The sequence below is a fragment of the Paraburkholderia sp. BR13444 genome, from assembly GCF_040948755.1.
GTDB lineage: Bacteria > Pseudomonadota > Gammaproteobacteria > Burkholderiales > Burkholderiaceae > Paraburkholderia > Paraburkholderia youngii.
In genome coordinates this window covers 233,513-246,032 of sequence record NZ_JBFPKM010000009.1, presented here as the reverse complement: position 1 = coordinate 246,032, position 12,520 = coordinate 233,513, and the positions used below count along the sequence as shown (strand labels likewise).

Annotated in this window: 11 protein-coding genes; 6 read left to right on the top strand and 5 right to left on the bottom strand. The window is 62.3% G+C overall.

The genetic code is table 11. The features are described 5' to 3' along the window. Positions 1–21: 21 nt before the first annotated feature. The gene (gene glnH, locus AB3X95_RS25150) at positions 22–768 is read right to left on the bottom strand and encodes a glutamine ABC transporter substrate-binding protein GlnH (RefSeq protein WP_176120984.1); all 747 of its coding nucleotides are present in this window, start codon (positions 766–768) and stop codon (positions 22–24) included. A 444-nt stretch (positions 769–1,212) separates the two neighbouring features. Between glnH and AB3X95_RS25145 the strand changes: the two genes are divergently transcribed. From AB3X95_RS25145 to AB3X95_RS25135, 3 genes are read left to right on the top strand one after another with little or no spacing between them, the layout of a single operon-like run. After that, a complete protein-coding gene (locus AB3X95_RS25145; RefSeq protein WP_246391965.1) occupies positions 1,213–1,794 on the top strand; it encodes a cytochrome b/b6 domain-containing protein in 582 nt (193 codons plus the stop codon). A gap of 3 nt (positions 1,795–1,797) precedes the next feature. Further along, on the top strand, positions 1,798–2,592 hold the full coding sequence (locus AB3X95_RS25140) for a molybdopterin-dependent oxidoreductase (RefSeq protein WP_368622833.1): 795 nt from the start codon (positions 1,798–1,800) through the stop codon (positions 2,590–2,592). 49 nt (positions 2,593–2,641) lie between these two features. Further along, positions 2,642–3,256: a hypothetical protein gene (locus AB3X95_RS25135; protein ID WP_176120981.1), complete on the top strand. Its 615-nt coding sequence runs from the start codon at positions 2,642–2,644 to the stop codon at positions 3,254–3,256. 100 nt (positions 3,257–3,356) lie between these two features. Here AB3X95_RS25135 and AB3X95_RS25130 read toward each other — a convergent pair whose 3' ends face one another. From AB3X95_RS25130 to AB3X95_RS25115, 4 genes are all read right to left on the bottom strand, one after another. Continuing rightward, positions 3,357–4,658 carry an ABC transporter permease gene (locus AB3X95_RS25130; RefSeq protein WP_368622832.1) on the bottom strand — a complete coding sequence of 434 codons (1,302 nt, stop codon included), beginning with the start codon at positions 4,656–4,658 and terminating at the stop codon, positions 3,357–3,359. A gap of 19 nt (positions 4,659–4,677) precedes the next feature. Beyond that, positions 4,678–6,243 carry a sugar ABC transporter ATP-binding protein gene (locus AB3X95_RS25125; RefSeq protein WP_184225337.1) on the bottom strand — a complete coding sequence of 522 codons (1,566 nt, stop codon included), beginning with the start codon at positions 6,241–6,243 and terminating at the stop codon, positions 4,678–4,680. 92 nt (positions 6,244–6,335) lie between these two features. Continuing rightward, positions 6,336–7,292, bottom strand: coding sequence for a substrate-binding domain-containing protein (locus tag AB3X95_RS25120; RefSeq protein ID WP_184225338.1), 957 nt, complete (start codon positions 7,290–7,292; stop codon positions 6,336–6,338). A 156-nt stretch (positions 7,293–7,448) separates the two neighbouring features. Further along, a complete protein-coding gene (locus AB3X95_RS25115) occupies positions 7,449–8,762 on the bottom strand; it encodes an ATP-binding cassette domain-containing protein (RefSeq protein ID WP_368622831.1) in 1,314 nt (437 codons plus the stop codon). A 69-nt stretch (positions 8,763–8,831) separates the two neighbouring features. On the opposite strand from AB3X95_RS25115, the gene AB3X95_RS25110 reads away from it, so the two are divergent. The 3 genes from AB3X95_RS25110 (at position 8,832) to AB3X95_RS25100 (ending at position 12,474) form a co-directional block, all read left to right on the top strand. Beyond that, complete coding sequence (locus tag AB3X95_RS25110; protein WP_368622830.1) at positions 8,832–10,067, top strand: LacI family DNA-binding transcriptional regulator; 1,236 nt, start codon at positions 8,832–8,834, stop codon at positions 10,065–10,067. Between the two features lie 62 nt (positions 10,068–10,129). Beyond that, on the top strand, positions 10,130–11,176 hold the full coding sequence (locus AB3X95_RS25105) for an aldo/keto reductase (protein ID WP_368622829.1): 1,047 nt from the start codon (positions 10,130–10,132) through the stop codon (positions 11,174–11,176). Between the two features lie 95 nt (positions 11,177–11,271). After that, positions 11,272–12,474 carry a fumarylacetoacetate hydrolase family protein gene (locus AB3X95_RS25100; protein WP_368622828.1) on the top strand — a complete coding sequence of 401 codons (1,203 nt, stop codon included), beginning with the start codon at positions 11,272–11,274 and terminating at the stop codon, positions 12,472–12,474. The last annotated feature ends 46 nt before the right edge of the window (positions 12,475–12,520 follow it).

Genomic DNA, 12,520 nt, shown 5'->3' with positions numbered 1-12,520 from the left:
CCTCCCGCAGCCGTTGTGTTATCAGGACTTCGTCGGCTCGGCGCCGAACCACTTCTTGTAGATCGCCGCATAGCGACCGTCAGCCTTGATCTTCGCGAGCGCCGCATTGACCTTCGGCACGAGCGGGCTGCCCTTCGGAAAGCCGATGCCGTATTGCTGCGCCATCATCTGCGCACCGACCGCCTTCACATGGCCCTTGCCCGCCGTGTTGATGTAGTAGAGAACGTTCGGCGTGTCGTGCATCGCTGCATCGACGCGTCCTGTCTGCAACTCCAGATACGCGTTGTCGATGTTCGGGAACTGGCGCAGATCGGTACCCGCGAAATGCGCCTTCGCGTAATCCGCCGCCGACGTCCCCGTCTTGATCGCGAGCGACTTGCCCTTCAGGTCGTCCGGGCCCTTGATCGCGCTGGTGGCCGGCACCATCAGCGTGAAGCCGCTGTCGTAGTAGCCATCGGAGAAGTCGATCACTTTCTTGCGCTCGTCCTTGATCGTGATGCCCGCGAGCGCGACGTCGACGTTATGGGTTTGCAGCGCCGGCAGGATGCCGCTGAAATCCATCGGCTGCAGCTTGTAGTCGAGCTTCAGGTCCTTCGCGATGGCTTCCCACAGGTCGATATCGAAGCCGACGTATTTGTCGCCCTGCTTGAATTCGAACGGCACGAACGCCGTGTCGCAGGCGACCAGCAAGGTCTCGGCCCGCGCGGCATGACCGAGGACGGAAACGGCGACGAGTGCAGCCGCGGCGAGCTTTGCTACGAGTTTCATGATGACCTCTTCGAGGTGGGGTTGAGGAACGACAGCAAACCGATTTGCGCTGAGTATCTTTCTGCAAATTTATTTGCGCAATAGTTTGGCGCGCAAATTTGCTTGCGAATCGGGTATACCCCGATAGGAGATGTCGGACGGAAGGCGCTGGGTGCCGAAGCGTGTCTTTGCGCCGAAGCGCTTGTGCCCGGCGCAATAGGGCATGCCGGATGCTGCGAATCCCCTGCGGCGGGACGGCATTCGCGCGCGGTGTGTGTCGCTATTGAAAGTCGATTGGAAGGGAAAAATTTTCACGCGCGACGGAATAACGGTCGATTGATCGCGTTAGCCCTTGTGTTGCAGATGGCAGCCTGACGGTCGGAGCGCGCGATTCGGTGTCGACCGGTTTGCCCCCGCGCTACTGGAATGAATGCCACCGAATCTGGAGTGATTTTGAGTCACAACATGGTTCAACCCGGCTGGGTACGGATCACACACTGGATCAATGCTGTCGCGGTCGTGCTGATGGTCATGAGCGGCTGGCAGATTTACGATGCGTCGCCAATCTTTCCAGCCATTCAGTTTCCACCTTCGATCACACTTGGCGGTTGGCTCGCCGGCGCGCTGCTATGGCATTTCGCCGTGATGTGGCTGCTGGTCGCCAATTTTCTGGTCTATCTCGCGCTGAATCTGGCGTCCGGACGCTTGCGACGCAAACTGCTGCCCATCAGGCCGAAACAGCTGGCCGCCGATCTGGTCGCCGCGCTGCGCGGGCGCCTGAAACACGACGACCTCGCGCACTACAACTCGGTGCAGAAGCTCGCCTATCTCGTCGTGATCGCCGACATCGTGCTGATCGTGTTGTCGGGGCTCGTCATATGGAAGTCGGTGCAGTTCCCGCTGCTGCGCACGCTGATGGGCGGATATGACAATGCGCGCGTCGTGCACTTCGTATGCATGAGCGTACTGGTGGCGTTTTTCATCGTTCACGTCGCGATGGCCGCGCTCGTGCCGCGCTCGTTACTGTTGATGATACGGGGACGGTAAATCATGACGATCCGCAAACGCACCGTGCAAAAAGGCAGTTTTCTCGCGACGCATGGCGAATCGATCATCCGTGACGCACAGCGCGAACTCAAATCGCCCGCGCGCCGCCTGTTCGGCCGGCGGCTGCTGACCCTGGGCGGCATCGCGATGCTCTCCGGTTGCGATCTGACCAACGACAAGGCGGTGGACACCGCGCTGCGCCGCATCTCGCTCTTCAACGACCGCGTGCAGGCGCTGCTGTTCGATCCGAACAAGCTGGCGCCCACGTATCCGGAATCGATGATCACGCGGCCGTTTCCGTTCAACGCGTTCTACGAGATCGACGACGTACCCGAGATCGATGCCGCGACCTACCGTCTGCAGGTCACCGGCCTCGCGCACGGCAAGCGCACCTGGTCGCTCGACGAACTGCATGCGCTGCCGCAGGAAAGCCAGATCACGCGCCTTATCTGCGTCGAAGGATGGAGCGCGATCGGCCGCTGGGGCGGCGTGCGCTTTTCCGAATTTCTGCGTCGCGCGGGTGCGGACACGACAGCAAAGTACGTGTCGCTGCATTGCGCGGACTACAACTACTGGACCAGCATCGACATGCCGACGGCGCTCCACCCGCAGACGCTGCTCACGCTGACCTACGACGGTGACGTGCTGCCGCCGAAGTATGGCTTTCCGATGAAACTGCGCGTGCCGACCAAGCTCGGCTTCAAGAATCCCAAGCATATCGTCGCAATCGAAATCACCAACCAGTATCCGGGCGGCTATTGGGAGAACCAGGGCTACAACTGGTTCAGCGGCTCGTGAAGCAATGATGTCTTTTCCCCGTCCTTCAACCATCCAGTTGGGAGGTTCTATGACACTCCGCATCAAACTTGGCGCAGCCTTTATGGCTGCCGCGCTCGCGAGCGCTGCTTTCGCGCAGGCGCCCGCCACGACGCCCACCCGCATCCGGGGCGAAATCGTGTCGCAAAACGGTGACACGCTCAAGGTCCATCGCCGCAGCGGCGATACCGTGTCGGTCGATGTGAAGCCGGATGTGCGTGTCTCGGCTGTGAAAACGATGCAGCTATCGGATATCAAGCCGGGTACGTTCATTGGCACGGCTGCAACCACGGGCTCCGACGGCAAGCTGACGGCAACCGAAGTGGTGGTGTTCCCCGAGTCCGCGCGCGGCACGGGCGAAGGGCATTACGCGTGGGACCTGGGCCCGAAAAGCTCGATGACCAACGCGAACGTCGACTCCGTCGTGCAGAGCACTAACGGCCGCGACCTGAAGCTGTCGTACAAGGGCGGCAGCAATGTGGTGACGGTGCCGCCAAACGTGCCCGTCGTCACGTTCACGCCGGCGGAGCACAGCGATCTTACGGCCGGCAAAAAGGTGTTCATTGTCGCAACGCCTGCGTCGCAGGGAAGTTACGTTGCGCAACGCGTCGTGGTCGAAAAGGACGGCGTAGTGCCGCCGATGTGACCGCTGACCTTCGCCTCCGCGAGCGCCACGCACGGCGTCATGTGTCGACGCCGCGCGTGCCGACGCATCGTCAAGATCGATTTGCCTGGATGGGGTGCATTCATCTCGCTGCCCGCCGACCGCGCAGCCGCACGAGCATCGTCTGCGGATTCATGCGGGTCTGTTGCAGGAACACGGCGACGACGATGATCAACCCCTTCAGCACCAGTTGCGTATTGCTGTCGATGTTGTTGAGCAGCAGGATGTTGCCGAGAAATCCGAAGATCAGCACGCCCGCCACCGTGCCCGCGATCCGTCCGACGCCGCCCATCAGGCTCGTTCCGCCGATCACCACCGCCGCGATCGCATCGAGTTCCCAACCGACGCCGGCATCGGCTTTCCCTTGCCGGTACTGCGCGGCATACAACACACCGACGAGCGCCGCGAGCATGCCCGAGATCGCATACGCGGCGATCTTATGGCGGTCGACGTTGAGCCCCGAAATGCGCGCGCACTTTTCGTTGCCGCCGATCGCATACAGGTACTTGCCGAACACCGTGCGATTGAGCACGAAGTCCGCGATCAGCGCGATCACGATGAAAAAGAGCGCGGGAACGGGCACCACGCCGAATAGCAACGCACGCAGGTTGTCGATGTCGGTCGTCGCGTTGCTACCGCTATAGATTGAATACACGGCCGTGTCCTGCCCGGCAACGAGCCGCGCGACGCCCATCATGCCGACCATCGCCGCGAGCGTCACGATGAACGGCTGCATGTGCCCGCGGGTGATGATGAGGCCATTGAGCGCGCCGATCGCGAGGCCCGCGAGCGGCACCATCCAGAGCACCATCAGGAGCGACACTTTCTGCGGCAGTTGATGCCACACGACGCCGCAAGCAAGCAGTGCGGCGAGCGCGGCAAGCGCCACGCGAACCGCGCGATGCCACTTGCCAGACGCCTTGCCGCCGACGCCCGCAGTGCCCGCCGTTACCTTCGCGCCGCCCATGCGCCGCGCGAACATCCCGCCCGCCGCATAGACGATCGCGAACACACTCACGGCGTCGAGCGCGAGCGATGTCCACGAGGCCGCGTTGCTGCCGGGCGTCGTCAGCAGGATGGCGGTGAGCACGCTGCCGAAGCCCATCACCGAGCCGACGGACAGGTCGATGCCCGCCGTGATGATGACGAGCGTCATCCCCACCGACATCACGCCCACGTTCGCCACCTGGCGGAATACATCCGAGAAATTCGCCGACGACAGAAAGATGTTGCTGCCGTCCGCCGCGTGCGGCGACGTGAGCGCGCCGAGCGCGAGCAGCACGATCAGCCCAAGGTAGTACTTCACGTTCGTCAGCCACGCGCGCAATCGCTGCTGCCGCGTGTCAGGCATCGCATCCATCGCGTGTTGATCGATCTTCAGCATGTTCGGGGCTCCATCGGCATCAAGGCGACGCCAGCTTTATGAGTTCATCTGCGGAAAATGCTTCGCGTTCGAGCACGCCTCGCCCGCGCCCTTCGCACAGCACGAGGATGCGGTCGCACATCAGCATCAGTTCATCGATCTCCGAACTAGCGACCACCACCGTCAGCCCGCTGCGAGCGGCCTGCAAAATCTGGCTATAGATTTCGGCCTTCGCGGCGACATCGACGCCACGCGTTGGCTCGTCGAGCAACAGGATGGCGGGCTGCGTCATCAGCCATTTGCCGATGATGAGCTTCTGCTGGTTGCCGCCCGACAGCGTCGCGACCGGCTGCGACGCGCCGCCGTACTTCACGTTCGACGCCTTCGCCTGCGCGGCCACGCGTCGCGCGATCACGCGCGGACGGTAGAACGGAAAGCCTTCCACCTGCGCGAGACTCGGCAGCACCAGGTTCGCCTCGACCGACTGATCGACGATCAGCCCGTCCTTCTTGCGATCTTCGGTGACGAACGCGACGCCTGCCTCGACGGCGTCCGCCGGCGTTTTGAACGCGCGCCTTTCGGAGCCGATTTCGATTGCGCCCTCAACCCGATACGGCGACACGCCGTACAGCGCTTCGAGAATCTCCGTCTTGCCCGCGCCCAGCAGCCCCGACAGACCGAACACTTCGCCGCGCCGCACTTCGAACGACACGCAATCCACCACCGGCCGATGCTCCCCATGCAGCGTCAGATCGCGTACGGCAATCATCGTGTCGGCAGCGGCGCGCACTTCGCCGGACTCGCGATGCGGCGCGACGAAGTTCTTGCCGATCATCATCGACACCAGTTGTTCCGCCGACTCCACGCGGCTCATCGGCAGCGTCGCAATATGGCGTCCGTCGCGCAGCACGGTCACGCGATCGGCGAGCTCGAACACCTCGTGCAAACGATGACTGATCAGCACGATGCCCATGCCGCGCTCGCGCAACGCACGCACGAGGCCCGCGAGTGCATGCGCTTCCGTGTCGGAGAGTGCGGAAGTCGGCTCGTCCATGATGAGCACGCGCGCATCGGCAAGCAGCGCCTTGGCGATCTCGATCAACTGCTTTTCACCGATCCGCAACGCACCGACGAGCGCCTCCGGCGACGGTCTGAATTGCAGTTGCGCGAGCACTTCGATCGCTTTCGCCCGCATCGCGCGATGATCGGGAAAGCCGAAGCGCGTCGTGATTTCCTGGCCGAGAAACAGGTTGTCGACAACGGACAGGCTATCCACCAGATTCAGTTCCTGGTGAATGATCGCGATGCCCGCTTCGTTGGCGTCGGCCGTGGTTCTAAAATCGACGGGAACGCCGGCCACGTCGATAGAGCCGGTATCGGGCAGATACAGGCCACCCAGTATCTTCATCAGGCTCGACTTGCCTGCGCCGTTCTCACCGGCCAGCGCATGCACTTCGCCCGGCATGATGTCGAAATCGACGTCGGTAAGCGCGGGGCTGCCGTTGAACGCGATCGAAACGCGCTTCGCCGCGACGAGCGGTGTCGCGCTCGCTGGAACGCTTCGCTGCAGTAGGGGAGGATCGAGGCTGCTGGCATTCGGCGTCATGGATTCCCATCCGCTGATTATTCGTGGATGCAAAGTTGCGTGCGAAGCGCGCGCGGCGGTAACGACAACCGCTGCGCGCGCTCCACCGCGACTCAACTCGCGGCAAACTGCTTCGCGTTATCGGCGAAGATGCCCTGCGTCGGCATCGTCACTTTCTTCGGGATCTTTTCGCCGGCGAACATCTTCAGCGCCTGACGGATCGCTTCGCCGCCCGGCGTCGGATAAACGAACGTCGCGGTGAGAATGCCCTTTTCGACCCAAACCGCGCCTTCGTTCGGCAAGCCGTCCGCGCCGACGAACTTGATCTTCTTCTCGACCCCTGCATCCTTCGCGGCGAGATATGCGCCATAGGCCATCGGATCGTTATGCGCAAACACGAGATCGACCTGCGGATTAACGCGCAACACCGTCTTCATGTAGTCGTAGGCCTTGTCCTGCTTCCAGTCGCAATCGACGCGCTGTCCGACGATCTTCAGCCCCGACTCCTTGCCGACGAACGACATCATCCCGTCGTGCCGGTCGTGCGAAGCCTGCGTGCCGAAACCGCCCCACACTTCGACGATATTGCCTTTCGCCTTGCCCACGCCGCCCTGCGTCTTCACGATGAACTCGCCCGCGCCCTTGCCGATCAGCACGTTGTCGCCGCCGACGAACTGCGTGTACTGGTCGCCATTGACTTCGCGATCGAGCACGAACACGGGAATGCCTGCCTTGTAGGCTTTCTCGACGACGCCCGTGAGCCCCGCCGACTCCTTCGGCGAGATGAAGATCGCATCCATCTTTTGCGCGATGAAGTTCTCCACGTCGGCAACCTGCTTGTCGGTGCGGTCGTTCGCATCGGCGATGACGAGTTCGAGATTCGGATGCTTCGCGGCCTCGGCCTTCATATCCTTGTTGAACTGCACTCGCCAGGGCTCGACGGTCGTGACCTGCGAGAAGCCGAAGCGGTATTTCTTGCCCTGCGCGTGTACATAGCCGGCCTTCAACATCAGACCGGCCAAAGGCGCCGATACGAGCGCGCCGGTAAACAGACGGCGATTGCGGTTCATCTCTGTCTCCTATGTCCACGGGAGTTGGGGCTTTCCGCCCGCTCCCGCCCATCTATGATGGTTGTTTGGTTGCGCATGACGAGATGCGCGGTTAGTGCATCTGCTTCTCCTGCTCTGCTGCTTTGCGCCTGCTCTGCTTGGTGCCCCTATCGCGCATCACTTGTAAAGAACCGCGGCGATCTTCGGGTCATCGATATTGGTCTTGTCGTACCAGTAGAAGCCCGTATCGATCCGCTTGGGCAGCTTCTTGCGCTGAAGCGCCTCGACTGCCGCTTGCACCGTGTCGTAACTGATCGACGTATTGATTCGCGGTGCGCTGGATCGCAGCGTCGTCGAGAAACGTGCCCAACGAAGCGAAACGGCGCATGCTCGCAAGCGCAACGTTGGTTTTGACGTCCATACCGTGGCCAGCCCGAACTGCTTGCGATCCTCGGACAGGTAACCGATGCCGTGGCGCACGGCATCCTGCGTGGACCTGATCGATACCTTCTTGCCATGCACGCGGATCTCGCCGCGCTCGATCGGATCGGCGCCGAACACGGCGCGCGCGACTTCAGTGCGTCCGGCGCCCATCAGGCCCGCGAGGCCAAGCACCTCGCCCTTGCGCAGCCTAAAGCTGACATCGCGGATAACGGAGCCTCGCTTAAGTCCCGTGACTTCGAGCGCAACCTCGCGTTGCGTGCGCTGAACAGGATGCCGGGGTGCGCTATCGAGCTGACGGCCGACCATCATGCTGATGATCGTCTCCATCGGCGTCGTTTCCGTCAGCACGGTGCCCACGTATTGGCCGTCGCGCATGACGGTGATTCGGCCGGCAATCCGCTTGAGCTCGTCCATCTTGTGCGAGATGTAGACGATGCCGACGCCGGCCGACTGAAGCTGACGAATGATCCGGAACAGATCCTCTATCTCGACGTTGTTGAGCGCGGCCGTCGGTTCGTCGATGATCAGCACGCGTGAATCGAAAGACAATGCCTTCGCGATTTCCACCATCTGCTGCTTTGCGACCGTGAGCTCAGCGACGGGCGTACGCGGGTCGAGCTTCAGGTGCATGCGCTCGAAGATCTCAGCGGCCTTGCGATTCAGCGCGCGTTCGTCGATAAAGATGCCGCGGCGCGGCTCGCGCCCGATGAAGATGTTCTGCGCGGCGCTCAGATGGTTCATCAGGTTCAGTTCCTGGTGAACGATGCCGATGCCGAGCGCCTGGGCCGCGCGCGGATCGGGAATGTCGACGGACTTGCCGTCGATCAGGATTTCTCCTTCGTCCTTCTGATAGACGCCCGACAGCACCTTCATCAGCGTTGATTTTCCGGCGCCGTTCTCGCCCATCAACGCGTGTACTTCGCCCGGCAGCAACTCGAACTGGCAATTGTCGAGCGCCCGCACGCCAGGAAACGACTTGCTCAGATTGCGAATCGATACCAGTGCGCGACGACGACCGCCGTCCTGCCGTGTTTCTGTCTCACTCATTTCTTCCCGTCCAGTTTTTTTTCGGCACCCAGCGAAACGTTTAGCGAAACGTTGCGGCGAGAGAGTAGATTGCTAGAAACCTTGTGTCAATGGTCAATCAGGCGTGACGGGGTTAACCATAAGATGCACATAACGAAACGTTTCGCTAAACGCTTTACCAAGCGAATCGAAAGCAGCTATGATTCGTCAACGGCCCACACTGATATCGGAAGAAAAACCGTGGCATCAACAATGAAGGATGTAGCGCGCCTTGCGCAGGTCAGTCTCGCGACAGTCTCCGCAGTGCTGTCCGGATCGACTTACGTAAGCCCCGAGCTGACCAGCCGCGTGAAGAAAGCTGTCGCCGCGCTGGGCTACTCGCCCAATTCTGTAGCTAGCAGTCTCAAGAAGGGTGCGACGAAGATAATCGGGCTGGTCGTGCCCGACATCACCAACCCGTTTTTCACGGAGCTCGTTCATTCGGTGCAAAAGCGCGCCCGCGAATTAGGCTACGCGGTTCTGCTATGCGACAGCGAACGCGATATCGAGCAGGAACGCTCGTATCTGAAGATGCTTCGCGCGCACCTGGCGACGGGCACCATTATTTGCCCCGCGGGACCCGACGCGTCATACAAGGACTTACCCAATGAGGTAGGCATCATGCCGATCGTCTCGGTCGACCACATCATCCGTGCCGACGATTACGACTCGGTCGTTCTCGACAACGTCGCGGCATCGCGCATGGTCATGCAGCACATCATCAGTCTGGGTCATACGCGTGTGGCGATCATTGCCGGACAGCAGCACCTCGTACCGGGCCGCGATCGTCTGGCCGGATTCGTCGAGGCGTTACGCGGTGCGGGCCTCGACGTGATACCCGAGTTCGTGCGTCACGGCGCGTTCAATGAAAGCGATGCGTTCGACTGCTCGCAAGCTCTGCTTGCACTGCCGGAGCGGCCGTCGGCAATCTTTGCGGCCAACAACCAGATGCTGATCGGCGTGATGCGCGCGATCTCCGAGTCCGGGCTGTCCTGTCCGTACGATATCTCGGTCGCCGCCATCGACGATTTTCCCTGGGCGGCCGCATTCTCTCCCGCACTGACAACCGTGCGCCAACCCGTCGACGCGATGGCGGACGCCGCGTTCAATCTGCTGCTGGAACGTATCAACGGGACGGACGCTGCGCCACGGCATCTGGTGTTCCCACCCGAAATGGTCATCCGGCAATCCTGCGTCGCGCCGGCGGCGCCGAGCGGACTTGCCGCGCGGCGCGGTCCGGCGCGGCGCACGAGAAAGCCAGCCAACGCGCACCTTGCCGACGCGTGAATCGCCGCTCGGACTCCGCGAACCGGACTTATATCAACGACGAGAAGCAATCCGTGAAGAACATGCGACCTCTGATTCCGCCCGGACCGTTAGGTTTCGGCGCGGCCCCATTAGGCAATCTCTTCGCGCCCGTCAGCGACGAAGCCGCCGAAGAGACGCTGAGCGCGGCCTGGGACGCCGGCATGCGCTATTTCGATACCGCGCCGTTTTACGGCATGGGTCTGTCCGAACAGCGCCTCGGCCGGGCCCTCGCGCATCATGCCCGCGAAGAGTTCGTCGTATCGACGAAAGTCGGACGTCTGCTGGTCCCGGATGCGTCCGTTCCCAGGGTTCAGCACGGATATGTCGGCGCGTTGCCGTTTCGCGTGGAATTCGATTATTCGGCGGAAGGAGTGCACCGCTCCATCGACGCGAGCCTCAGGCGTCTTTCGCTCGATCGCATCGATATCGTCTATATCCATGACGTCGCTGAGGACACGCATGGTGAGGACTGGCAGCGGCAATACCGTATCGCCGCTGACGGCGCGATGCGGGCGTTGACCGATCTGCGCGATCAAGGCGTGATTGGCGCATGGGGGCTCGGCGTCAACCGGGTCGAACCGTGTCTGATGACGTTGCGCGACGCCGATCCGGACGTGTTCCTGATCGCCGGGAGGTACACGTTGCTCGACACTTCGGCGCTCGATACGCTGATCCCCGTCTGCGATGCACGCGGCGTACAGCTCGTCGCGGGCGGTCCGTTCAATTCGGGTTTGCTCGTGGGCGGCACGACGTTCGAATATGCCGAGGCGCCGGCGGAAATGTTAGAGAAGCGGCGCAGACTCCTGACCCATTGCGAACGATTCGGCGTAGACCTGAAGGCCGCCGCGCTGCAGTTCACCAATGCCCCGCGAGCGGTTGCTTGCGTGATTGCAGGCGCAAGGAACGCAACGGAGATCAGACAGAACTGCGCGGCAATGACCGAGACGATTCCACCGGCATTCTGGGCGGCATTGAAAACCGACGGCCTGCTTCCTGCTGACGCGCCGGAACCCCTCCTCGCGCGTGGTGCGCCCCACGCAGCGACGCCAGACCCCTCCGATCATGAGTGTCGTGGCACCCGCCCTTGATATCTGCACCGCTGAATGGCCTTGACCACGCGCGACGGATCAACATACGCCGCCGGACTCGGCACGCGATTCAACAAGAATGCATGGAGACAACGATGACTTCCCCGCTAGTGCTAAACGCCACGGACACGCTTCCCGACGACGGGTTCGCGGGTACGCTCGTCGGACGCGCGTGGCTGCCGCCTACCGGCACGGCGCCCGGCGGCCCGGCGGTAGTCGTACTGCGCGCCGATGGCGTGTTCGACATTTCCGACGTGGCGCCGACCATGAGCAGCCTGCTGGAACACGACGACCCTGTGACCACGGTACGTCGTGCAGCCGGCCGTTGGATCGGCAGTCTCGAGACGATGCTGGCACACGCACCCGCCAACGCGGACGACACCCACCCGCATCTGCTCGCACCGTGTGACCTGCAGGTCATCAAGGCGGCGGGCGTCACGTTTGCGGGCAGTCTGATCGAGCGCGTGATCGAAGAGCAGACCAAAGGCGATCCTGCGGGCGCTGCGCAGATTCGCGCAAAGATTCAGGCGCTGGTAGGTGACAGCCTTGCCAGCATTCGCCCGGATTCGGCCGAGGCGCGCGAACTCAAATCTTTGCTGATCGCGCAGGGCATGTGGTCGCAATATCTCGAGGTGGGGATCGGTCCCGATGCTGAGGTCTTCACGAAGGCACCCGTGCTGTCCGCTCTGGGCACCGGTACGGATATCGGTTTGCATCCCGGATCGGAGTGGAACAATCCGGAGCCCGAAGTCGTGCTGGCGATCAACAGCCGGGGCCAGGTGCTGGGCGCCACGCTGGGCAACGACGTCAATCTGCGCGACTTCGAAGGCCGCAGCGCGCTGCTGCTTGGCAAGGCGAAGGACAACAATGGCTCGACCGCCATCGGTCCGTTCCTGCGCCTGTTCGACGAGAGCTTTTCAATGGATCACGTGCGGCAAGCGGAGTTGGGCCTGCGTGTCGAAGGCAAAGACGGCTTCGTCATGGTCGGCACAAGTTCGATGAATCAGATCACTCGCGATCCGCTCGATCTCGTCGCCCAGACAATCGGCGCAATTCACCAGTATCCCGACGGCGCGGTGCTGTTCCTCGGCACTCTGTTCGCGCCAGTGGAAGACCGCGATGCGCCCGGCGCTGGTTTTACCCACAAGGAAGGCGACATCGTGCGGATTTCCACGCCCGCACTCGGCACGCTCGTCAACCGCGTCGGCCGCAGTGACCGTATCGCGCCATGGCGGTTCGGCGTGCGCGCGCTGATCACCAACCTCGCCCAGCGCGGACTGCTCGGCAAGCCGCTCTGAATTCGAACCCGGCGCGCGCGACCAGCGGCGCTGCGCCCGTGAACTC

Coding starts and splice junctions, on each gene's coding strand:
- glnH (WP_176120984.1), bottom strand. CDS start 768: ATGAAACTCGTAGCAAAGCTCGCCGCGGCTGCACTCGTCGCCGTTTCC.
- AB3X95_RS25145 (WP_246391965.1), top strand. CDS start 1,213: ATGGTTCAACCCGGCTGGGTACGGATCACACACTGGATCAATGCTGTC.
- AB3X95_RS25140 (WP_368622833.1), top strand. CDS start 1,798: ATGACGATCCGCAAACGCACCGTGCAAAAAGGCAGTTTTCTCGCGACG.
- AB3X95_RS25135 (WP_176120981.1), top strand. CDS start 2,642: ATGACACTCCGCATCAAACTTGGCGCAGCCTTTATGGCTGCCGCGCTC.
- AB3X95_RS25130 (WP_368622832.1), bottom strand. CDS start 4,658: ATGCTGAAGATCGATCAACACGCGATGGATGCGATGCCTGACACGCGG.
- AB3X95_RS25125 (WP_184225337.1), bottom strand. CDS start 6,243: ATGACGCCGAATGCCAGCAGCCTCGATCCTCCCCTACTGCAGCGAAGC.
- AB3X95_RS25120 (WP_184225338.1), bottom strand. CDS start 7,292: ATGAACCGCAATCGCCGTCTGTTTACCGGCGCGCTCGTATCGGCGCCT.
- AB3X95_RS25115 (WP_368622831.1), bottom strand. CDS start 8,762: ATGAGTGAGACAGAAACACGGCAGGACGGCGGTCGTCGTCGCGCACTG.
- AB3X95_RS25105 (WP_368622829.1), top strand. CDS start 10,130: ATGCGACCTCTGATTCCGCCCGGACCGTTAGGTTTCGGCGCGGCCCCA.
- AB3X95_RS25100 (WP_368622828.1), top strand. CDS start 11,272: ATGACTTCCCCGCTAGTGCTAAACGCCACGGACACGCTTCCCGACGAC.